Annotated in this window: 18 protein-coding genes and 1 pseudogene; 11 read left to right on the top strand and 8 right to left on the bottom strand. The window is 47.3% G+C overall.

What is annotated here, in order from left to right; genetic code table 11:
• Window positions 1–99: 99 nt before the first annotated feature.
• Window positions 100–657 carry a DUF2777 domain-containing protein gene (locus NST16_RS12295; RefSeq protein WP_340886983.1) on the top strand — a complete coding sequence of 186 codons (558 nt, stop codon included), beginning with the start codon at window positions 100–102 and terminating at the stop codon, window positions 655–657.
• 29 nt (window positions 658–686) lie between these two features.
• Here the strand turns inward: NST16_RS12295 and NST16_RS12300 are convergent, their stop codons facing one another.
• The 3 genes from NST16_RS12300 to NST16_RS12310 all read right to left on the bottom strand — a co-directional run bounded on the left by NST16_RS12300 (window position 687) and on the right by NST16_RS12310 (window position 4914).
• Entirely contained in the window at window positions 687–3371 is a 2685-nt protein-coding gene (locus NST16_RS12300; protein WP_340886986.1) for a peptidase S8, read from the bottom strand.
• A 167-nt stretch (window positions 3372–3538) separates the two neighbouring features.
• Window positions 3539–3895, bottom strand: coding sequence for a YisL family protein (locus tag NST16_RS12305; RefSeq protein WP_010333676.1), 357 nt, complete (start codon window positions 3893–3895; stop codon window positions 3539–3541).
• 113 nt (window positions 3896–4008) lie between these two features.
• Complete coding sequence (locus tag NST16_RS12310; RefSeq protein ID WP_268447687.1) at window positions 4009–4914, bottom strand: fumarylacetoacetate hydrolase family protein; 906 nt, start codon at window positions 4912–4914, stop codon at window positions 4009–4011.
• Window positions 4915–5070: 156 nt separating this feature from the next.
• Here NST16_RS12310 and NST16_RS12315 point away from each other — a divergent pair, with 156 nt between their 5' ends.
• The 8 genes from NST16_RS12315 to NST16_RS12350 all read left to right on the top strand — a co-directional run bounded on the left by NST16_RS12315 (window position 5071) and on the right by NST16_RS12350 (window position 8767).
• Window positions 5071–6027: a CotH kinase family protein gene (locus NST16_RS12315; RefSeq protein ID WP_340886991.1), complete on the top strand. Its 957-nt coding sequence runs from the start codon at window positions 5071–5073 to the stop codon at window positions 6025–6027.
• Between the two features lie 153 nt (window positions 6028–6180).
• On the top strand, window positions 6181–6345 hold the full coding sequence (locus tag NST16_RS12320; RefSeq protein WP_010333673.1) for an aspartyl-phosphate phosphatase Spo0E family protein: 165 nt from the start codon (window positions 6181–6183) through the stop codon (window positions 6343–6345).
• A 489-nt stretch (window positions 6346–6834) separates the two neighbouring features.
• Entirely contained in the window at window positions 6835–7056 is a 222-nt protein-coding gene (locus tag NST16_RS12325; RefSeq protein ID WP_010333672.1) for a spore germination protein, read from the top strand.
• A gap of 14 nt (window positions 7057–7070) precedes the next feature.
• The gene (locus NST16_RS12330; protein WP_003224438.1) at window positions 7071–7304 is read left to right on the top strand and encodes a spore germination protein GerPB; all 234 of its coding nucleotides are present in this window, start codon (window positions 7071–7073) and stop codon (window positions 7302–7304) included.
• Window positions 7305–7326: 22 nt separating this feature from the next.
• On the top strand, window positions 7327–7944 hold the full coding sequence (locus tag NST16_RS12335) for a spore germination protein GerPC (protein ID WP_340886996.1): 618 nt from the start codon (window positions 7327–7329) through the stop codon (window positions 7942–7944).
• The gene (gene gerPD / locus NST16_RS12340; RefSeq protein WP_010333669.1) at window positions 7941–8123 is read left to right on the top strand and encodes a spore germination protein GerPD; all 183 of its coding nucleotides are present in this window, start codon (window positions 7941–7943) and stop codon (window positions 8121–8123) included. Before NST16_RS12335 ends, gerPD begins: the two co-directional genes overlap by 4 nt.
• A complete protein-coding gene (locus NST16_RS12345) occupies window positions 8116–8517 on the top strand; it encodes a spore germination protein GerPE (RefSeq protein WP_268447685.1) in 402 nt (133 codons plus the stop codon). Before gerPD ends, NST16_RS12345 begins: the two co-directional genes overlap by 8 nt.
• 31 nt (window positions 8518–8548) lie before the next feature.
• Window positions 8549–8767: a spore germination protein gene (locus NST16_RS12350; RefSeq protein ID WP_010333667.1), complete on the top strand. Its 219-nt coding sequence runs from the start codon at window positions 8549–8551 to the stop codon at window positions 8765–8767.
• Window positions 8768–8800: 33 nt separating this feature from the next.
• Here the strand turns inward: NST16_RS12350 and NST16_RS12355 are convergent, their stop codons facing one another.
• The 5 genes from NST16_RS12355 to addB all read right to left on the bottom strand — a co-directional run bounded on the left by NST16_RS12355 (window position 8801) and on the right by addB (window position 20947).
• Window positions 8801–9103, bottom strand: a complete 303-nt coding sequence (locus tag NST16_RS12355; protein ID WP_340887000.1) for an HNH endonuclease — start codon at window positions 9101–9103, stop codon at window positions 8801–8803.
• A gap of 13 nt (window positions 9104–9116) precedes the next feature.
• Window positions 9117–12509, bottom strand: a complete 3393-nt coding sequence (gene sbcC, locus NST16_RS12360) for an exonuclease subunit SbcC (protein ID WP_340887002.1) — start codon at window positions 12507–12509, stop codon at window positions 9117–9119.
• Window positions 12506–13684 (bottom strand): exonuclease subunit SbcD, encoded by a 1179-nt coding sequence (gene sbcD, locus NST16_RS12365; RefSeq protein ID WP_340887003.1) that lies wholly within the window; start codon window positions 13682–13684, stop codon window positions 12506–12508. Before sbcD ends, sbcC begins: the two co-directional genes overlap by 4 nt.
• Window positions 13685–13755: 71 nt before the next feature.
• Entirely contained in the window at window positions 13756–17460 is a 3705-nt protein-coding gene (gene addA, locus NST16_RS12370; protein WP_340887005.1) for a helicase-exonuclease AddAB subunit AddA, read from the bottom strand.
• Entirely contained in the window at window positions 17447–20947 is a 3501-nt protein-coding gene (addB, locus tag NST16_RS12375) for a helicase-exonuclease AddAB subunit AddB (RefSeq protein WP_340887007.1), read from the bottom strand. Before addB ends, addA begins: the two co-directional genes overlap by 14 nt.
• Window positions 20948–21130: 183 nt before the next feature.
• Here addB and NST16_RS12380 point away from each other — a divergent pair.
• Both NST16_RS12380 and NST16_RS12385 read left to right on the top strand, forming a co-directional pair.
• Window positions 21131–21535, top strand: a pseudogene (locus tag NST16_RS12380) (rubrerythrin family protein).
• Window positions 21536–21668: 133 nt separating this feature from the next.
• Window positions 21669–21983, top strand: a complete 315-nt coding sequence (locus NST16_RS12385) for a four-helix bundle copper-binding protein (RefSeq protein ID WP_340887009.1) — start codon at window positions 21669–21671, stop codon at window positions 21981–21983.

The raw sequence follows: 21983 nt of genomic DNA on the forward strand, positions 1-21983 counted from the left end.
ATAGACAGATAGTTGATTTGTCCACAAAAGAGTTGTATGGGACAGGCTTGTATTGGAAAGAAAAGAGAGGAACGAAGAAAAAAGGAGAGCACTTCATTTATGAAACGAAAACAATTTCTATATAAAGATGAACAGAAATGGGAATACGGCACCATACTGATCGAAGACGGCATATGTTTAATTGAAAACGAGGAAGGTGATGTGCTGCTGGCGGAAAGTCTTCAAAACAGACCGATCTGGATTCAGCGTGAAGGAAAGTGGGCGCAGGCCGGCTTCCAGAACAAATTGGTTCTGACATGCTGCGGAGAGGACATCTCCCTTTCCGGCGGAGAATGCATACGCTATGAAAAATCGGTAAAACGTCCGCTCATGGCGCTTCTGGATTCGCTGGATGATGAAACCTTTCTCGCTTTTTTGCAGCATTTACACAGCTTTGGTTTATCGGTATTCGATTGCGTGTTTTCTTATAATAAAGAGATCTTTTCAGATATCTCAGAGGAGCAGGGTGTTTCCTTTTATCACTTCTCAAACGACACCGCCCAATGCGCGCTGCAGCACCATTACAGCAAAGGAGCGGCTGGCGACCGGTTCGAATGGACGGCTTCCGATGGAAAGCGCTCCATTATGTATTCAGCGGTTCAGCGGGGACGCAAATAAAAAAGCGGTGCTTCGGCACCGCTTTTTCTTTATTTTTCTACAACAACCTTTACAGCCTTGCTTTCTTTTTTATCCGTATCAGCTGCCGTGACGTACAGCACCGTCCCGGCTTTTTGTTTTTTGATTTTTACCGTAAAGGCCCCTTTGGCGTCAGCTTTACCAGAAGCGATCACTTTTTTCGATTTGTCTTTCACTTTGATCACCGCTTTGCTGTTCGCCGTGCCTTTTACTGCTGTGTCTTTCGTTTTGACAGCCTTTACTTTTGGTGTGCCGGATGGTTTTCCTTTCACGACAACCACTTGTAAGGATGTTTTTGCATCGCCTTTAGAGGCTTTCACATGCAGGACTTTATCTTGTTTCTGAGTCGGAATGCTGACTTTGAATGCACCGTCTTTTCCCGCTTTGGCACTCCCGAGTTTTTTCTTGCCGCTCATCACCTCGATCAGCGTGCCTTCCTTCGCTTTTCCTCTGACGGCTGTTTGCGTGCTTTCCAGCTTATTGACCTTTACCTGTAAATCAACAGCACTGACAGCCTGCATCACATTCAGCCGGCCGTATCCGGAATGCCAGTCAACTCCTGGGATGCGGGGAATTTCAATTGGATCGCCATTATCGTCATACATTTCCTCTTCTCCGCCGTCGGCGCTTTCAAAGGAAATATCATCCGCTGTCTTTTTCAGAATATCCTCCACTTCTGTTCTTTTAAGCTTCGGATTTTGTGCAAACAGCAGTCCTGCCGCAGCCGCCGCATAAGGTGTCGCCATGGACGTTCCGCTCATGTACGTCACATTTCCGTTCGGCACCAAGCTCGGGATATCAGAACCCGGCGCACTGATGTCGAGACCTTTCCCGTAGTTAGAGAAGTCTGCTGTCATATCCATACGGTTCGTCGCTCCGACTGACATGACATATTTAGAGGAAGCTGGGTAAGATAAGGAATTGGCTCCGTCGTTTCCGCTGGCTGCCGCAACCAGGACGTTTTTGTCAGCCGCGTATTTCAAAGCAAATTCAAGCACGCGGCTGTAGCCCCCGCCTAAGCTTAAGTTAATGACCTTTGCTCCTTTGTCAGCTGCGTATTTGATGCCGAGTGCAATTTGTTCAGTATCTCCGGAGCCTGTTGAATCAAGCACCTTAACCGGTATAATTTTCGCTTTGGCGTTCAGGCCAGTCATGGAATAGCCGTTATCGCTTTGGGCGGCAATAATGCCGGCGACATGTGTTCCATGTCCCTGATCATCCATTGCATTGTTATTCCGTCCGACAAAATTGTGTCCGAGATCGGTTCTTACTTTCCCTTTTAAATCAGCAAGCGTACTGTCTACACCTGTGTCCACAACCGCAATCAATGTATCGTTCAGCTTTCGCTTGGACAACAATGTGCTGGCAGGCTCGTATTTGACATCTGCATTTTTGATGCCGCCGTTTTCACCATTGTTTCGAAGCGGCCACTGATAGGAGTACTGTATATCGTTAGACAGGCTTTTGTATTCCTGAACCGGTTCCGCAAACTCTACGTTAGACATCTTGGATAATGTCGCAGCAGCGCTTTTCACGCGTTTTGCGCTTGCCGTATATGTCCCGCTTTGCTTTTGATCCTTCGGCAGTTCAAAAGAGTACAGGTTGTCAAACAGTTTCTTTGCCTTTTTCACATTAGAAATGTCTTTTTTCGATTGCGCGCTGGCAGTAAAGCCCTTCATTTCGTTATGTACGGATGAGAGGCTTTTATTGTTCTTCACCTTGAAAATGACCTTTGTTGTCTGAACTTCGCTTTTTGCCGCAATCTTGTTTTCTGTTAAAATTGCTCCTGCTGTTTTGCCTTGCAGCTGCTTGATATTTAATCGTTCCGCCTGTTTCTTTATCTCCTCTTTAAGGAAAGACGGGACTGATTGTAAAGCTGTATCGTAAAGCCGATTGATCGCTTTTTGATCCTTTTCAGTCATCTTATATGAAGAAGAAGCTCCGTTTTCTGACACATCCTCAAACAGCGGCTTTAATGTCACAAGGTCCTGATAGATTTCATTTCTCGCTGTTTTATTGAGTGCTAGCTTTGCCACGATAAACGGCGCCGCTTTGTAGTAAAGGCTTGTCAGTTCTTTGCCTTCTGCTGTTTGGCTCAGCTGCTCATCACGAATCGCTCTCAGCTTGTCCAGGATGCTTTTTCCCGATTTTTTCTGATCGACACTCATTTCCACCGGACAAGCTTCTTCCTGCTCTAAATCTGACGGCTGTTTTTTGGTGCCTGTATATCCAATCGTATATTTGGCTTCCTCAGCTGCTTCGGCCGTTCCGCCGTCCTCTGGTTCTTCTTCTCCGAGGTATTCAACTTTCACATAGTAAGGACCGCTCCACGCGTATGGAAAAACAATTTCACTTTTACCATCCTCAGCTGTGTAGGAACGGTACATGTCAAACGTCTCATCCTTAAGCGCTTTTTCCTTGCTTGGGTAGACAGATACATTCAGAACAGCATCACTCTTAACAGTCAATGCCATATGAGAGTCTTTCTGAATATCTGCCTTTCCCGGATTCACTTGATACCATTTCGCCTGTTCCGGCTCCTTCATGGTTCCTGTTTGTTCCTTGCCTTTTTCCAGCACACCGGCAACATCAATGGTTCCAGCAGCTGCTGCTTTGATTCCCGGAGAAAAAAGGCTGAAGATCAGTGCGAAAATTAGCACTGTCGCCAAAAAAGAGCTGAATTTTCTTCGTTTCATGTTATCCCTCCTGTAAAATAATGAATCTTTTTGAAATGTATCATAATTTCATAGGCCGAGATACCGCTTACAGGGAATTTTAAGGTTATTTTAAATGATTTGGAATATCAGGGGGGAACCATACAAAAAAAACCCGACTCTCTTAGAACCGGGTTCAAGTTTTTCTATTAAAATAATCGGAATCCAATCGGCAGATGAAGACCGAGCAGCACTGTCAGCACAAGGACAATGATAAAGCCGATCCATAGGCCGCCAGTTGATTTTTCTTTTTTCTTGCGGATGAGGAGCATTTCCATCAGGCCGATGGTGATAATGCCAAGAATCATTTTCCCGGCGTATTCTCCGTTCCAGTTGGCGAAACGGACAAACAGCTCAGCTCCTGTCAAAATAATAAGGATATAGAATAGCCGCAGAATCATATGAGTGATTTTTGCGCCCTTCGCACTTCCTGACGAATAGAGCGAGTAGCTGACGAAAAGCAGTATCAGCGCCACCACCCATGTCGTAATATGTAGATGTGTCATACAGGTTCCCCCTATCAGATAAATTACCCCACTTATAGTACCATGAACTTGTCCTTTGCCACAAAGATGATCCACAGAAAAAGCGGGCGGTTCCTGTGCCGCCCTCCTTATGATTAGCCGATTTGATTTGACAGCGTTCCGATGGGTTCAATCGTGATGTCGATTTGATCGCCTCGCCGCAGAAATTTCGGCGGTGTAAAGCCTTTTCCTACACCAGACGGCGTGCCGGTCGCAATGATGTCTCCCGCTTCAAGCGTCATCCCCATTGAAAGGGTTTCGATTAATTCCGCGACAGAGAAAATCATATCGCTTGCCGAGCCGGATTGGCGCAGCTCGCCGTTGACCCTCGTTTCAACCTTAAGGCGCTCCGGATCGGGAATTAACGATTTATGTACAAGCACAGGTCCCATCGGACATGTCGTATCCAAACTTTTTCCGATAAAAAACTGCTTATGCCTTTTTTGCAGATCCCGCGCCGTGATGTCATTCACAATCGTATATCCGAAAATATGGTCATATGCGTCTTCTTTTGATATGCGGGTGCCGCTTTTTCCGATGACGACAGCAAGCTCTCCTTCATAATCAAGCTGAGATGTGATTTCTTCATGGCTGTTCACCGTATCACCATGGCCTGTGATTGTTACAGGCGATTTGGTAAATACCATCGGATGCTCCGGAATGTCAGCCTCACTGCCCATTTCAATTGCGTGATCCCTATAGTTTTTGCCGATGCACATGATATTTTTTGACGGCTTAGGAATAGGTGCATGGAGCTTCACGTCAGATAATGAGTAAATAAATGATCCAAGCTCATCATTCGGTTTCTTCGCCCACTCTGCCAGCTGCCTTGCATGCGCAACAAATTTATCCCCTTCTGCGATACATTCAATCAGCGATCCCGGAATCGTCTCAAGTTCAAACAGTTTTTTTTCAGCCCTTTGCAAATCCATAATTTTATCATCTTCAATGATCAGGCCGACAAACATTCGGTTGTAAAGTTCCCCTGTCGCAAATTTCATGTTATTCCTCCATCATCTTTTAAATCAGAGTTCTACTTCAGTTATTCTCTGTCGAATGCTGAAATTCCTTTTTATCAAATGCGTGTTTTCATTCCCGTTTCGGGACTGGCTCGCTGTACATATCATACAAATGGCGTCTGAAGAGGAGGAAAGAATATGGAAAGCATACATTTATTTTTTCGTCGGCAGCAGCTTAACAGAACGGGGACTGCCAAGGGACTGATGTTGACAGACAGAACCGTTTCTCCCATTCTTCTCACACAGCGTGACACCCTGCAAAAGGCGTCCTATGAAATAAACTGTGAACAGTCGCCGCTCAGCGAAAAAAAGTTTTATCTGAATGCAGAACAAGATGATCCTTCACTGATGCGGCGCAGGCTTGCTTATTGTTTTTTTCATCAACTTGGCGTCCCTTCCCAGGATGCTTCCTACATCTTCTTGATCATCAATGGTCAAAGAGAAGGCATTTATTTAAAAATTGATGCGCTCGATATGAATCGCCGGCTTCCGAAAGGAGCCATATATGAAGTGAAGGATACCGATCCGAGGGTTCCGCTGTCTGTTTTCAAACACGAAGCTTCCATTGAAAACAGACAACGGACCGCATACTTACGTGAATTTCTCACCTTGATCTGCACAGCGGAGGATGAAGAATTTGCCGAACGAATTAAAATGTATCTTGATGTAAAGCTGTTCTTTCTGTGGCTAATCGGCAGCGTTTGCACCCGCCAAGCCTTTTATTACGGCTTTTGTTTGAACGAGTCCGGCCGCTTTCACATCGCTCCCATGGAAACAAAAGCGCTTGCCGCATACGGATTTACTGAAGAGGACCCTCTATTGACAAACGGCCGTACACTTGCGTCAAGACTTCTCTCCATTCCAGCTTTCCGAGCACAATATCACACACTCATGAAAAATGTGCTGAGCCGGGAATTTACGATCGACCGTCTGTCTCCGTTTATCAGAGACTGGCATTTTGACATTTGTCAAAGAGCAGGCGATGATCCTCACATAAAAAAAAGCCCCTTACAGTTAGAAAAGGAACAAGCAAATATCCTGCGCGAAATCGAAGAGCGGCAGGACTTTTTACAAGTACATCTGGCAAGACTATAGTCCTTTCTCAACCAAAGCAAGTCAAAAAGACCGCAGCAAAAATTGTCGCTTTTTTAGTCAAATTGACGAAAGGCAACCTTTTCAGCCAAAATAGGTTATACTATCTATATCCTGTATGCACCACAATAAAAATCTAGAATTGGAGATTGTTTCATGAACAGAAAAATTGAAGAACTGAGAGTTATGCTAATTAAAACAGCACAAAAATACGGTATGAATTCAAAAGAAACGATTCAATGCAGCCAAGAGCTCGACAGTCTGCTCAATATTCGAATTAAAGAAGAAATCACCTCTTGGGGGCAAAACGCCCGTGTGTGATCATATGATATGTATTCAAAGGCTTCCCGCATCATCCGCCGCATATTGCTGAGCAACATCCTGAGACATGCCTCTGGGCAAGAATTTGCCGCCTGAAAACAGATTTTGAACAATTCAGCAGATCCTTTCTGGATCAGCATGAAACATCACGGCAGATAACACTCCAGCAGCACGAATTACTCCGAAAGACATTTCTGTACCTCTATTGCCCATACACCAACGCAAAACAATATACAATCACGCAGGCGGACAGCGGCACCATCGCCGCATTTCCGCCTGGCCCTATACAATAACCAGCTTTTGAAATGTTTAAGCCTTCACCTGAAAAATAAACAGATTTTTTTATCAATCTCTCCGACATGTCCCCATTTAATTTTCTCTCACACAAATGTGCGTTTGTCATAAGCTATCGTGAATAGCCCAGCAGAAACAAATCTTGTCCTTATTTCACCTGCCTTTTTTCAATTTAACAACAAAGGATGTGCTCGTATGCCGGCAATTGTCGGAGCGTTTAAAATTAATGCGGTCGGTACGAGCGGAGTCGTTCACATCGGAGACTGCATTACCATTTCTCCTCAAGCTGAGGTCAGAACGTTTGCCGGGGCAGGCAGCTTTAATACCGGTGACAGCCTTAAGGTGATGAATTATAAAAACGCAACGAATGTGTACGACAATGATGTGGTTGATCAGCCGATCGCAGGCAATGCTTAAAGGAGTGATGCTTCATGAATTTTTATATCAATCAAACCATCCAAATTAACTATCTCCGGCTGGAATCCATCAGCAACTCCTCCATTCTGCAAATCGGAAGCGCCGGATCTATTAAATCGCTTTCTAACCTGTACAATACAGGCAGCTATGTAGAAGCGGCTCCCGAGGTTTCCGCTCAGGGGCAGCCAGTCGAATTACAGGAGCCCGATACAGGTTCATTGGTTCCGCTCCAGCCTCCTGGCCGTTAATCATATGAAAGAGGTGAAAGACATGTATGATCAATCTGTTTCCTCTTACTTGCAAAACTTGAATTCCTTCGTTCAGCAGCAGGCGCTGCATATTCAGCAGCTCGAACGGCAGCTGAAAGAGGTGCAAACTGAAATGAATACCATGAAACAGCGGCCGGCCACAACTATTGAGCGTGTGGAATATAAATTTGATCAGCTGAAAATCGAACGGCTCGACGGCACGCTGAATATCGGTTTAAATCCGACAGACCCAAACAGCGTTCAAAACTTTGAAGTGAGCCAGACTACACCGGAAATCGGAATGATGCAGCAGGAAGAGAGCGCCCAGCTCATGCAGCAAATCCGGCAGAACGTCGACATGTACTTAACCGAGGAAATCCCGGCTGTTTTGGAGCAGCTAGAAAACCAATATGACAGCAGGCTTGACGATACAAATCGGCTTCATGTCATTGAGGACATCAGAAAACAAATAGACAGCCGGATTCACTATTATATGTCCCATATTAAGAAAGAAGAAAACACGCCGCCCAAACAATATGCGGAACATATCGCTGAGCATGTGAAGCGTGATGTGATCCGTGCTGTGGAACATTTTCTCGAACATATCCCCTCCGAAATAAAAGGAGATGAGCAAGCATGATCTTTACCGTCGTTAACCGCAGCCTCGAAGTCGGAGATATCCGAATGAATGGTGTATCCAGTTCCTCTGTTTTCCACATTGGAGACGCAGAATCCATCTATTTATCTTCCATTTTCGATACGCCGCCTGAATCTCTTATTATCGGTCCGTTTGCTCCGCTGCCGTCGAATCATGCTTAAGCGTCTATCTCACATCAGACAGATTAAATTTAACTCTCTCGGTATAGCAAGCGTATTTCAAGCAGGCGATACAAACGAAATCGATATGAAAATAAAAGTGCTCGCTGTTCAGCGCTCGCTTTCAACATTTTATGAAAATGAAGGCTCATTTAATAGAAAGGATTATCCTATTTTTGAGCAGCACGCTGTGAAGCTTCTTCCGGAAACGGGCGTGCAAACCGCTTTTTGCCATGAGGTGCCTGTCATTCATGTCCGCAACATCAAAATTCAGGGGGTCTCATCCTCTTCCGTTTTTCATGCAGGCTCAGCTTCGGTCGTACGCGGCGACGCGCGGATTAAACATATCCGCCAGATTATTCCCCCAAACTCACAATCGTCCGGCACGGGCATATAATAAACAGAGACTTCTATAAAGGGTGTCGTCTATGCCAGCAATTGTCGGGCCTATAGCTATCAATTCCATATCGGGCGGAGTCGTGAACTTTGGTGATTCTTTTTACCTTTCTCCGAAAAGCTCTTCAAAATCTGCGCTCGGTTCGGGAGCAGGAAACACGGGAGATTTCCTTCTTTTAAACAACGCAGTCAACGCGACAAATTATATAGACCCCGATGTCAGCGATCAGGATATGGTTGGAAACGGATAAAAAGCAGCCGCTCTGCAAGGAGAGGGCTGCTTTTTATTTTTTCTTTTTCCGTTCATTGGACTTCTTTGTTTTAATCAGCTTTTCAGGCGGCTGTGTTCTGATCCATTTGACAAACCGGGCAAGCTTTGGATCGCTTCTGAGCTCTTCTATACCGGACAGTCGAACTGCCAGTTCCTGATTTGTATACAAGGCATGGATCTGTTTATGGCAAGGGATGCAAAGCATCGCAGTCGGCAGGAACGTACCGCCTTCTTCCTTCGGTGTGAGATGGTGCTCTGTCAGCTGGACATCGCTCCGGCCGCATAGCTCACATATCCCGACAGTCTGTTTTGCCACATCCGCGTCCCCCTTACATCATCTCGAGTGTTACCCTTGTGCCGCGTCCGCTAGGTTCAGCCGGATGTACGATCAGCTTTTTCGGAAGCCGTGCCCGCAGTTCCTGCACATGGCTGATCACGCCGACAGACAGATTGTCTGACTGCAGTTTTTCCAAGGCAGTGACAACCGTATCTAGCAGATCTTGGTCAAGCGTTCCAAACCCTTCATCCAAGAAAAAGAACTGCAGCGGGTATTCACCGCGGAGCTGGATCTGCGCAGAAAGTGCGAGAGCAAGAGATAGCGAGGTGAGGAAGGTCTCCCCTCCCGACAAGCTTGATACCGGGCGCTTGACGCCTCCATTGGCATCATCCCGCATCACAAATCCGCCTTCTGAATCCACTTCCATGGCGTAACGCTGTCTTGTCAGCACGCCGAGCCGTGCTGACGCATCCCTTGCAACACTTTCAAGCTGTTCCTCAGCTAAAAATTCGACGAACGTGTTGCCTTTAAACACTGCTTGAAGCTTGTCCAGCCTGTCGATATGGGTCTGCCATTTCTTCAGCTCAGCCTCAATTTCATTGAAACGTTTGTGCTGGTCGCGGATCACAGCCAGTGCTTTAGCCGCTGCCCCTTTTTCTTCCAAAGCAGTCCCAAATGCCTCCTCGGCTTCTTTTAATGACGTGACGGTTTCGTTCCATTCACTCTCGGATAAGGATCTGCCGGCGAGCTTATCAGATACACGTTTTAAGTTTGCGGCATTTTGCTTACATTTATCCAAAAAATGGTCAATACTGCCTTTGATCTTTTCAAGCTCATCGGCTGGGATGAGGCTGTATTCTACCTCATCAGCCCGGATAAAGCGGGTGCTTTCCACTTGTTCAAGCCAATCCGCTTCCGCTTTTTTCAACCTTTCTTCCGCTTCCTTAAGCGTATGCTCGCTTGCTGAAGCGCGGCTTTTTGCCTGATTGAGCATCATTTGGGCGCTTTGCAGCTCTTCATATAGAGATTGCTCTTTTTCTTTTAAACACTTCAGGTCCTGCTGAACTGAGCGGAGCTTCGTTTGGATGGAATCCTCTTTTATATAGTCCCCGAGTTCCTTCTTATAATCTGCTATGGCACTCTTCGCCCGTTCTGCGGCATAGTGAAGCTCCAGTTTTTCCCTTTCAAGCTGATGGCTCGACTCCCGCAGCTGTTCCTTCTGTGACTCATGCTCAGAAAGAAAAGCGATGCTTCGTTCAATTCGTTTCTCGCATTCTTCCGCAGCCCGGTCCTTTTCTTCAATGTCTTGCTGCCATTTTTCCGCTTCATCCAGAGATTGGCCTTCAAATGATTCATGAAACATCTTCTGCTGGCTGTCCATCGAGGACTGAAGCTCTGCTATTATGCTGCCAATACGGTCAGCCTCTCTTTTTTCATAACTCATTCTTTCGTTTAGCTGCTCGGCTTTTTTTAATGATTCCTGATATGTGCCGATCATTTGGGTCATTCTTGTTTTGACTGACAGGATGTCCTGTTTGATTTGCTTCCATTCTATTTTTGCGGCATGAAATGCTTCCTGCACCGGCTGATTCTCGTAGGAAGCAGCTGCCTCAAGGGTCGGCGCTTGAATCGATTTCAAAAACGGACACTGCTCGAGAAAGCGGGCGGACTGCTCTTCAAGTGTGATTTTGGCAGAAAGAATCTCCTGACTGAGCGCCGCCGCTGCTGACAGCAAATCTTCTGTCTGTTTGATTTCTGCTTCAACATTGTGATCCGGCTCATATGTCCCATGTGCTGAGGCAGACGGATCATGTTCAGTTGAACCGCAGACCGGGCAAGGTTTTCCGTCCATCAGTTTTTCCGATAACTCCTTGGTAAGTGCCGCCATTCTTGCTTTCTCACGCTGAGTGTGAAGTGTGTGTTGTCTCTGTTTTGCCTGATCAGCAGTTCGCGTGAGTGATCGTTCCGTCTCACAGACCATATGATACACGGCTTGAACAGCCTCATATGCCTGTATGATTTTATTTTCTTCCGCTTCAGCCTTTTGTACGAGTGTATTCTTTTCCTCGTTCATCTTCTGTAATACAAGGTTCAATGCGTCAATTCGCTTTTTCTCTTTTGCCAGCTGCTCCTCAGTCTGTCTGATCCGCAAAGCCATTTCAGCGGCCTGCTGGCATCTTTTCCGCTCATCAGTGGTTACCTGCAAGGTTTTGAACTGATGCTTTAATTCAGCCTGTCTGTTTTGTCCCCTTATAAGACGGTCTGTCACGGTTTCTAAATCCTTCATGACAGATTGAAGATTTTCGGCCTTCTGCTGAAGTTCAGCCTGTTTGCGCTCTGCCTCCTGCTGGGCCTCTCTCCATTTGATTTCGATCTCCTGCAAGCGGAAGAGCTGTTCCTGCTCAGCTAAACGCTCTGGCTCTTTCTCGCTTTTATGCCGGCGCCACGCTTCATATTCTTCATTCTTTTGCTGAAAGAAAGCGGTGCGTTCTGTTAAATCCTTTTGGGCAAGCACTTCTTCGCTCGCAGCCTTCTCCTCATGCTGTACCGCTTCCAAGTACCGGTCCGCATACGGCTTTAGAGCGGCTGCTGTTTCCGCTTCCGCCAAGCGTTTATGCATGCTGTCGACATGCGGCTTCTCCTCTTCAAGCCGCTTTTTCTCTGCTTCATAAACGTTTTTTTCCTTTTGGTCATTCCAAATCTCTTGATGCTCAGCAAACCGGTCTTTTACTAGATCACGATTCTTCCGTACTGATTCCAGTTTGGCTTCCGCTTGTTCAAGCGCTTGTTCAGCTTGTTCAACCGCTTCTGAACTCGCCTCGCCGAGACCCGATTGCTCTGCAAGCATTTCGTTCTTTCTCGCATTGGCTTCCTGCGCCTGCCGTCTCAGCTTTTTCACAAGGCGGTCTCCATACTGCTCCAAATTGAATAAACGCTGAAGCATATGCCTGCGTTCCGCCCCTTTTAAAGACAGAAATTCAGCAAACTTCCCTTGCGGCAGCACAACCGCTCTTGTAAAGTCATCGATGGTCAGCCCCAAGAGCTCCTCGACTCTTTTATTCACTTCATTGGCCTTATCAGCAAGCACGGTTTGTTCATCCTTGATCTCGATAAAACGGCAAAGCGCTGTTTTCACCTTCATTTCATCCGTTCTCTTAAACACACGCTCGACCTTGTAAGAGGTTTGATGATTCGTCTGAAGCGCAAAGGTAAAGGAAACAGTCAGCGAATCTTCCGCATGGTTTAAGATCCCGTGCGTATTGTTCGCCGCCCGCTCTACCTTTCCGTATAAAGCAAGGGTCATCGCGTCAAGGATCGAGGATTTACCGCTTCCTGTCGGCCCGAAAATACCGAAGACACCTGCACCGGAAAGGCTGTCAAAATCTATCGTCTGCTCCTCCCTAAAGCTGTGGAGCCCTTTTATCGTTAAGGCGATCGGCTTCATCTTGCGTCCTCCTCATCTTCTGCGCCTGATGCAAGCTCTAAAAACAGCTTTACCATTTCAGCATCCGGCACTGCGCCGCCTGTCTGTTTTTCATAAAATTTCTTAAAACGGTCTTCGATGGACACATGCTTAACCTCGATCCGTTCGCGCTCAATGTTTTGTTCTTCAAAGACCGGCCTGATATGGACAAAACCCGGATGGGCTTTTCTGAGCCTGTGAATGTCTTCAAGTGACAGCTGGTCCGTTACACTGATTTCAAGATCAATCCAGGCATTCTGATCCCTGCCTTCATCGAGCCAGCTGTATACCTCGCTTAGTCCATTTTCCGCTTTCCATTTTACAAGAGACTTGCCGCTTGATAATAAAACCTCATGCCAAGAGGCTTCTTCGCCCGGCTTTGCGTCTACAATGGTCACTGATTTGGCGTAGCCTGCCTCAGAAAAGCTATAGGCCAGCGGAGATCCAGAATACCGCGCGAGCGTCCTCGCCCGTTTGATTGTTTGCGGGCGATGCAAATGGCCGAGCGCCACGTAAGCGGCCTCCGCCGGCAGGCTTTCAGCGGCCACCGTATAAGCGCCGCCGACTTCAATCGGCCGCTCCGAGTCCGTTTGGTTGCCGCCCGCAACATAAATATGGCTGGCAGCAATCTTTACGGCGTCTTTTCGGAAGCGGCTTGTGATCTGCTCAAATGCCTGCCTGATTTTCACATCATAGTGATCACGGAGAAGTTTCTCGTCAAATGTATCGGAAAGAACTTCATTTAACCTTGCCTCAGACGGGTATGCCAGCGCTCCGACAGCCAAAAGCTCCCCTGCTGAGGGCACTTCTATATGAAGCGGTTCAGTTGTCGGATAGCCGATTAAATAAATGCCGTTCTCATGTGTCAGCGGTGAAGCAGCGGACAATCTGTCAGGATTATCATGGTTTCCGGCAATGACAACGATTGGGCGCTTTCCTCTGTCACTGAGAGCGGACAGGCTTTCATAAAACAACTGCTCGGCTAAAGCCGGCGGGTTCACGGTATCAAACGCGTCACCCGCCATCACAATAGCGTCGATCTGCTCTTCCTTTACGATTGTATTCAGTTCGTCCAATACATCCGCCTGTTCACTCAGCCTACTTCTTCCTTCAAGGGTTTTTCCAAGATGCCAGTCAGCCGTATGTAAAATCCGCAAATGTGTTCACCTCTCTTTTGTATAGAAAACGAGATCCGCTCCGTCTGAATTCCCGGAGCTTATGGATCTCGTTATAAAGTCAGAATATGCCCTCCGTCAAAGAAATAAAGCGCACACCCTTTTACCTTCGTTTGAGCAATTTGTTCAACGGCCCTTGTGTACAGCTGAATTTGCGTTTCATATCTCTTTTTCAGGATCGGGGCTGCTCCTTCAAAGCCGTGCTGGAATTTCCCCTCAATCCGGTCTGTTTTATAGTCCAGCAAATATAAGCCATCCTCTGTTTCGTAGAGACAATCGATGATCCCCTGCACCAATAGCGGCTCATCCGCCTCTTTCGCATCAGGATAAATCTCTTTTGCCGGAAGCGCCAAACTGAATGGAACTTCACGGTCCTTCCATTTAGCGCCGATCAGTTTTTCGCCAATTTCCGTATGGAAAAATTGAACGATTTCCTCAATATCGATAGCGGATTGCTGTTCTTCGGTGAGCAGCTCTTTTTCATAAAGATGTCGCACTGTCCGTTCCGCTTCTTCTGTCGTCGGCACATGTGTCAGCGGAATATGCTGCATGACCGTATGCATAGCTGTTCCTTTCTCTGCTGCTGTCAAGCCTTTTTTCATCATGAAAGCCGGGCGTCTGTACAGAATGCTTCCATCAGCCGGTGTAACGGGTGCCCGTCCGCTGTATTCGTCCTCATACTCTCTTCTTCTCTTAATCTCAGACACAGACTGCTTCGTACGAATTTGTGTCACCTCGTGATGGGAATACGTCCAGGCCAGTTGCTCGCGAGCTTTTTCCTCATATGCAAACGGGCCGGGAACCGGTTCACCGCGGCGGATCGCTTCAAGACGTTCGCTTTTTTCTTCCAGTCTCTCTTCCAGCTCATCATCAAGCAGATCATATGAATGGATCATTTGAATAGCAAAGCGGGCCGGATGGCCTGATATATCAGAAACCGCTGCCGCACCGCCCTCAGCCAAAGACTCCAAGTCTCTGTGTCTGACAAGAGCAGGTCCGATGAAATCCAAATACGTTTTCGCCTGATAGCGGTCAAATTCCGGCAGGAGCCAGTCAGCTTGGGATGCCGATGCCTGCCATTTTGCCAGCTGTTTCTGATGATCCTTGCATGAGCCTACAAGAAACAGCTTCTCCTTTGCCCGCGTTAAAGCAACATAGAGCACACGCAATTCCTCAGACAGCAGCTCCCTGCGCATTTTTTTCTTCATCGCGATGAGCGGAAGCGTCGGATAGCTGATGCGCCATTCAGGATGGATAAATTTCGTGCCAAACCCAAGCTCCTTGTCCAGCAGATAGGATTTGTTGAGATCCATCATATTGAAATTCCGGCCAAGTCCCGCTGTGAAGACGACTGGAAATTCGAGCCCTTTGCTGCTGTGAATGGTCATTAAGCGGACAACATCTTCCTGTTCGCTTAACGCTCTCGCCGTTCCCAGGTCATCGCCGCGTTCCTGCATGCGTTCGATAAACCTCAAGAAACGAAACAGGCCGCGAAATGCCGTCGATTCATATTGGCGCGCCCGGTCATAGAGGACGCGCAAGTTAGCCTGCCGCTGTTTTCCGCCCGGCATTCCGCCAACATAATCCATATACTTTGTGTCGCGGTATACTTCCCAGATCAGCTCGGACACCGAATGGTTTTTCGAAAATGCGCGCCATTTTTGCAAATGCCCGTAAAACGTTTGCAGCTTTTGATAAAGCTCATCGTTTCGGTCGCCGGCTGCCAGATAGTCTTTCATTGCTTCATAGTATGGCGCCTTTTTGTTTTCAAGCCGGATCAAAGACAGTTCGTTCTCGTCAGCACCGACAATCGGTGAACGCAGAACGGAAGCAAGCGGAATATCCTGATACGGGTTATCAATCACCTTCAGGACAGAAAGCACGACAGACACTTCCACCGCATCAAAGTAGCCTGATGTTAAATTGGCGTAAACCGGTATGCCCTGAGCTCTCAGCTCTTCCATGATTTGCGGCGCCCACGGCATGGATCGCAGCAAAATCACGATATCACGGTATTGAATATTGCGGTGTGTCTTCGTTTTCCCGTCATATACCTTAAATGGCGATGAGATCAGCTTGCGTATTTCCTTGGCGATCGCTTTTGCTTCGAACTGTACCGTTTCCAGCTCTTCCGCTTCCTCTCCTGCGTCCGTCTCCTCGGACTTGTCAATCAGCAGCAGTTCTGTTTCCGTTTCATTGTTTTCCGGATACGCCGCGCCGAGTTTCAGTTCAGCCTGTTCATCATAATCGACCTCGCCGATTTTGCCGCCCATCAGCTGTTTGAACAAAAAGTTTGCGCTGTCTAAAATATCAGCCCTGCTTCGAAAGTTTTTGTTCAAGTCGATTTTCCGGCCCGACCCTTCTCCGCTCTCTGTAAACCGTTTGTACTTAGACAGAAAAAGGAGCGGCTCCGCTAGCCTGAATCGATAAATCGACTGCTTGACATCTCCTACCATAAACAGGTTTCCTGTCTCTTCCGGCCCGCTTGTGACGAGCTGAAGAATGGATTCCTGCACCAGGTTGGTATCCTGATATTCATCGACGAGCACCTCATGAAACTGCTCCTGATAAAATCTTGCCGCCTCACTTGGTTCACGTTCACCCTTTTCGTTCACAGCCGTCAAGATGGACAGGCAATAATGCTCCAAATCAGAAAAATCAATGAGCGATTTCTCCTGCTTTGCGGCTTCAAACCGTTTCCCGTAGCTGATGACAAGCTGTACGAGTGTTTCAATGACAGGCTTCATGTCAGCCAAACTCTTTAAATGCTGCTCCGGGCTTCTGGTGAAGTAATCGGTTTTGAGTTTTTCAAGGAGTTTTTTGGCGCCATTTCTCAAGTCTGTCGCTTCATCAAGCAAGACGGGGTCAAACTCGTCCCCTTTCACCGCTTTTGCACGCTTAAAGGAGACAGCGGGCACGCGCTTATAAAGTTCATTGAAGTCATCCTGATGCTGAATCAGGTCATCAATCTGCGCGAGATCATCGAGAAAATTTTCAGCGCGTGGCGCAGGTCCGCCCGGCGCTTTTGTCAGCTCAAGAGCACGCTGAAGCTTTTCCTTTGCTCCGTCCAGCACCATCGCAATATCTTCTTTGACATATGGATAAAACGGCAGTTCCTCGATCGCGCTCTTTTCTGTTACATCATACAAATGAACAAAGCTTTTCAGCCATGTTTCCGGATCCGGGTGGGAACGGGAATACTCATACACCTGTTTCACGAGATATTGCAGATCTAAGTCATGCCGGTCAGTTGTGTATCGGTCGACAAGCTCAAAAAACGCCTTATCGCCCTTTGCATATTCATCCTCGAACAGCTCATCAAGCACCTCGTCCCCGAGAAGTTCGCCTTCTGTCTGATCAGCAATCCGAAAGCCCGGATCAAGATCAATCAGGTAGTAATATTTTTTCAGCACCTGCAGGCAAAACGAATGAAGCGTTGAAATGCTGGCCCGGTTTAATAGAGACAGCTGGCGTCGGATATGCAGCGAACCTGGGCGTTTTACCAGCTCTTTTTCCAGTGCATCCGCAATCCGGTGTTTCATCTCTGCAGCTGAGGCGTTTGTAAAGGTGACAACAAGAAGCCGGTCTACATCAATCGGATGTTCTTCCGCCGTGATTTTTCGGATCATTCTTTCCACAAGAACAGCCGTTTTACCAGATCCTGCCGCCGCTGCCACAAGGATATCCTGGCCGGTTGAGACGATGGCATTCCACTGGTCATCTGTCCATGTGCTGTCTGCCGGTTTAGGAATGTTCATTGCCATCAGCCTCCTTCTTTATCCAATCAAGTACCGTCTTGTCCTTTTCGGCCTTTAACTGACGATACTCGTTTTCTTCTAATGATTCATCAAATTGACATACTGATTTAAACGCACAGTATGTGCAAGGTGTCTTGTTCTTCATTTTATACGGCTCAATGGATACGCGCCCGTCAGTGATTTGCTCGCCTGCTTCTTGGAAGGTGCGACGCACATGCTTCGTCAACAGCTCAAATTCTTTTTCACCGACTGCTGCTGAATCCGATCTGAGAGAGCCGTCTTTCTTCAAGCCCGCATTGATGATATTTGATCTTCCTTCTTGAAGGGTTGTATCCATGAGGCGAATCGCCTCCTGATCACCGAGGAGGAGGCCCTTCATCTTAAATTTCTTAAAAATTTCCCGTTCAATCTCATCAAGTCCAAGCGGAAGATTCGATTGTATCATCGGGTCATGAATATGGAAGTACAGAACCCCGGCCGGCGTGGCTTTCATTCCCAGCCAGTCTAACGAATGTGTAATCGATAAATCCAGATACGTCAGCATTTGCAGCGCAAGTCCGTAATACACTTCCGCCAAGTCAAGGCCTTTATCACTGGATTTATAATCGACAATCCGGAGGAGCAGGCCTTTAGAGCTTTCCGCTTTATCCACGCGGTCAATCCGCCCAACGAGCTCCATCGTACAGCCGTTTTTCAGCTTAAAGGTAAGCGGCGGGAGCGGGCCCTTTCCGCCGAAGCCCAACTCAAGGCCGATCGGCACGAATCCGCTCGCCTTCGCATGCTCGCTTAAAATGCCGGACACGCGTGTCACAATTTTTTGCAGTTTTTCTTTCACGTAATAATGCCGGTTTGAACTGAGCAGAATTTCTTTTTGCAGCTTTGGCGCCAGCCGCTCGACCGCGTCATAAGAAAACAGCTCGCACTGCTCCTTCGTTAGGTCGCGCCAATCTATTTTTTGCTCACGAAGCCGGTCTGAGATCAGTTTTAAACTGGAATGAAAGAGTTGCCCGATATCCGGTGCTTCAAGTTTGAAAAATTGACGTTCCTTCAGATGCAGCCCGTGGGACGCAAAATGGGAGAACGGACAAGCGTTAAAAGTTTCCATCCTCGACACGCTCCCTTGAATACGTTCACCATAGAGCTGTCTCGATACAGAACGTTCAAGCTGCTTGACTTCATTGCGGAAAAACAGGCTTGAGAAAAGCTTTTTCGACTCCAGCCTGTCAGGTTCATTCATCAGCGCATTGTACGCGCTCCACCAGACGTCGCTGATCTCATATTCCCTCGTCCATAATCTGAGCTGGCTAGCGGTGTATGATTGCGCCACGCTTTTATTGACAAGATACATAAGCTGTTCCTCATCGCTGACCTGCTCCGGTTCATTTGTCAATAGACGCTCGCGATGCTGCGGAAACAGTTCTTCCAGCCGCTTGATGACAATCGACGGCAAAAGCGTTTTTCCTTCCGCATCAGCAATCGGATACGTCACATAAAGGCGGTCAGATGGGCTAGAAAGCGCCATATAGATCAGGAAATGCTCATCAAGCAGACGCTCCCGCCCGCCGGAGGAAAGCTCAATACCTATCGTCTTCAGCCACTCACGATCATCATCCGACAGCACGCCATTTTCATCAGGGCGAGCCGGCAGGACGCCGTCGTTTGCCCCAACCACAAAGGTACATGAGGTACCGTATATTCTGGACAAATCCATATTGCCGACAAACACCTGATCAAGCGCCGGAGGAATGAGAGAGAATGTCAGTGACTCTGCACCGGTTTCCATCATCTGCTGAAACAAATCAAGAGAAATTTCATCTTCGCCCATCATTTCCACAAACTCCTCAAGCAGCTGAATGACAGCGTCCCATGCCTGCTGATGCTGCTGTGCTTCAATGATTCTGCCGTCTTCCTCAGCCCGCTGTCTTTCCTGATCCAGCTTCAGCGGCACATCCGTCTCTTCTAAATAACGGTAAAGCGCCTCCGCCTTCTCTTGAACCGTTTTTGCTTTTTTCATTCGTTTCTGCAGCTGGAACAGCGGCGGAACAATCCAATCGCGCGTGTCATTCAGCATGTTTTCCATTTCAATTTCTTGATCGGTCTGCGCAAATTCATCATCTAGCGACACAAAACGTCTGTAGTGGAAACGGTCGCCCTTTGTCCAGCGGTCGCCTTTGATGCCGTAAGCGATACAGTAATTCTCCAGCTGATCAACCTGCTCTCTTACCTTGGCCTTCGGCTCGTTAAGCGGGAATAACAGTTCGGTTTTCACGCAGCGGAACACCGCTTCATAACGCCAATTTCCCTTTAATACGTCAAGGCTTGACCGGATAAACTCCACTAACGGGTGGTTCATCATAGACGTTTTCCCGTCAATAAAATAAGGAATCTCGTAATCTGCAAATACTTCCTTGACCATATCCTTGTAGTCTTCCGGCTGACGCGCTAAAATCGCCACATCCTTGTAACGGTAGCCCTTCTCTCTGACAAGACTATGGATTTCCCGGGCAATACCTTCCAGCTCTGCCCGTCTGTTTGTGGCCTGCATCACGGTAAAAGCCTCTTGTTTCTCAGCAAACGGAATAACCGGACGCGCTTCATACTGTGCTTCCAAATGGGCTAATTCCGGTACGCGCTTGTGCCGCTTTAATTCATCATGCTCTTTATAGGTGATGTCCAGATTCAGTTCCTTTGCCGTCTGGTGCAGGCGATAATACGTTTTTCCCGTCATTCTGAACAAATCAAGTTCCTGCGGCTCCCCCTCATGTGACGGCTTGTCCGCTGTGAGTGAAAACGTGATATGCTCTGCCTGAAGCATAAGTTGCTCTAACACCCTGAATTCCTGCGGTGTAAACTGATAAAAGCCGTCTACATAGACATGTGCCCCTTTCAAATCTTCCGCCTGCGGGATATGCTCTGCCAATAGTGTCAAATAATCCTCAGAATGAAGATACTGACCTTCAAGGCTTTTTTCCATCTGCTGGTACAGGATCGATAAATCATGAAGCTTTTCAGATAAAACACGTTCCCCTCGATACTCGGAAGCTGTTCCGCTATCCGCCATCCGGCGAATATCTTCCGGTTCCAGACAGTATCTCTTAAACTCAGTCAGCATCCGTTCTACCTGTGCGGTAAAACCGCTTTTGTCACTTGCTTTTTGATAGACTCTAAACTCCTGTTTATGCTCTTCAATGAGCTTCCGCAGGAGCATCTGTACGCCCGTGCTCGTAAGAAACGGCCTGCTCATTCCTCCCGTATGCTGGAGGACGCGCCAGGCCAGTCGTGAAAAGCTGAAGACTTGAGCACGAATCATGCCGCCCGTATCAGGCGTTTTAGCAAGCTCGTATTCCATTAAAAACGTCATTTGATCCGGGACTAGAAAAATGATCGGTTTCCCGAATGGAGCCCGGCGCAGTTCATCTTGAATGCTGTCGATGATCAGCTTCGTTTTTCCACTCCCGGACCTGCCTACTAAAAACTCTGCTCCCAAATTAGAAGACCCCTCTCTTTTTATCTGTTTATATTTTATCGAACATTGACGAAAATGACCAATCTGATCTATTGGTAAAAACGGCCTTTTCACTTATAAGAAGCTGATTTTCTCCACCATGTGTACTGGCCTCACATATACTTTTACAGAAGCCCAATATCTTAAGAATGAAGCTGAACCCTCTTGTATTACAGCTATTTTCCTTATCCAGCGCAATCTCGGGAGGACCCTGTTTTCATTTAAAATCTCAGAAGGCCATCAACGGAGAATTCAGCGCGGTTCATTGCTACCTCAGGCTTGCTGAACTGGCCCACCCTGCTTAGGACAGAAAACAAATTGAAGAAATCAGGCGCGTTGAGATCCGACATCTACGTAATATACGGAGCCATTACGCAAACATATCATGCCGAAACAAACAGAGGAATGCGTGGACACTTTTACAAAAGGACTTGATGCCGCTTTTAAAGATGATCAGGAAACTATTGACTTTTACTTACGCGCAGCTGAGGAACCTCAAATATAAAGGCAAAGGGTATCTTTACGCGCGCCGCACGGGATGAACAAAATCACGATGTTTGGTTTCTATAATCTGATGTAACGTTAGATTTACCCAATCAGGGTACATATACATACCCCTTCCCCGAAAACACACTCCACTGTTTTTCTTACCATCAGCCGGGAAACATAAAATCATACACGAACATATGAGGAGGAATCAAGCATGCAGCAAACCATTGAAGCTTGTATCACATGTATGGAAGCTTGCAACCATTGTTTCACAAAATGTTTGGCAGAAAGTGCACACCACGATCTGAGCGGCTGCATCCGGCTTGACAGGGAATGTGCGGATATTTGCGTGCTGGCAGTGAAAGCCATGCAAACGGACAGCCCCTTTATGAAAGAAATTTGCGCACTTTGCGCCGATATTTGTGAAGCCTGCGGCACTGAATGCGAAAAGCATGATCATGATCATTGCCAAGCGTGTGCGAAGTCTTGCTTTGCCTGCGCTGAGCTCTGCCGCAACATGGCTGCGTAA

Source organism: Bacillus sp. FSL K6-1005, from assembly GCF_038000225.1.
Classification (GTDB): Bacteria; Bacillota; Bacilli; order Bacillales; family Bacillaceae; genus Bacillus; species Bacillus mojavensis.

Excerpts from the sequence above, each read along its gene's own strand:
- NST16_RS12335 (WP_340886996.1), top strand. The coding sequence starts at position 7,327 with ATGTATGATCAATCTGTTTCCTCTTACTTGCAAAACTTGAATTCCTTC.
- NST16_RS12350 (WP_010333667.1), top strand. The coding sequence starts at position 8,549 with ATGCCAGCAATTGTCGGGCCTATAGCTATCAATTCCATATCGGGCGGA.
- NST16_RS12325 (WP_010333672.1), top strand. The coding sequence starts at position 6,835 with ATGCCGGCAATTGTCGGAGCGTTTAAAATTAATGCGGTCGGTACGAGC.
- addA (WP_340887005.1), bottom strand. The coding sequence starts at position 17,460 with ATGAACATTCCTAAACCGGCAGACAGCACATGGACAGATGACCAGTGG.
- NST16_RS12300 (WP_340886986.1), bottom strand. The coding sequence starts at position 3,371 with ATGAAACGAAGAAAATTCAGCTCTTTTTTGGCGACAGTGCTAATTTTC.
- NST16_RS12310 (WP_268447687.1), bottom strand. The coding sequence starts at position 4,914 with ATGAAATTTGCGACAGGGGAACTTTACAACCGAATGTTTGTCGGCCTG.
- NST16_RS12320 (WP_010333673.1), top strand. The coding sequence starts at position 6,181 with ATGAACAGAAAAATTGAAGAACTGAGAGTTATGCTAATTAAAACAGCA.
- NST16_RS12305 (WP_010333676.1), bottom strand. The coding sequence starts at position 3,895 with ATGACACATCTACATATTACGACATGGGTGGTGGCGCTGATACTGCTT.
- NST16_RS12315 (WP_340886991.1), top strand. The coding sequence starts at position 5,071 with ATGGAAAGCATACATTTATTTTTTCGTCGGCAGCAGCTTAACAGAACG.
- NST16_RS12295 (WP_340886983.1), top strand. The coding sequence starts at position 100 with ATGAAACGAAAACAATTTCTATATAAAGATGAACAGAAATGGGAATAC.
- gerPD (WP_010333669.1), top strand. The coding sequence starts at position 7,941 with ATGATCTTTACCGTCGTTAACCGCAGCCTCGAAGTCGGAGATATCCGA.
- NST16_RS12385 (WP_340887009.1), top strand. The coding sequence starts at position 21,669 with ATGCAGCAAACCATTGAAGCTTGTATCACATGTATGGAAGCTTGCAAC.
- sbcC (WP_340887002.1), bottom strand. The coding sequence starts at position 12,509 with ATGAAGCCGATCGCCTTAACGATAAAAGGGCTCCACAGCTTTAGGGAG.
- NST16_RS12345 (WP_268447685.1), top strand. The coding sequence starts at position 8,116 with ATGCTTAAGCGTCTATCTCACATCAGACAGATTAAATTTAACTCTCTC.
- NST16_RS12330 (WP_003224438.1), top strand. The coding sequence starts at position 7,071 with ATGAATTTTTATATCAATCAAACCATCCAAATTAACTATCTCCGGCTG.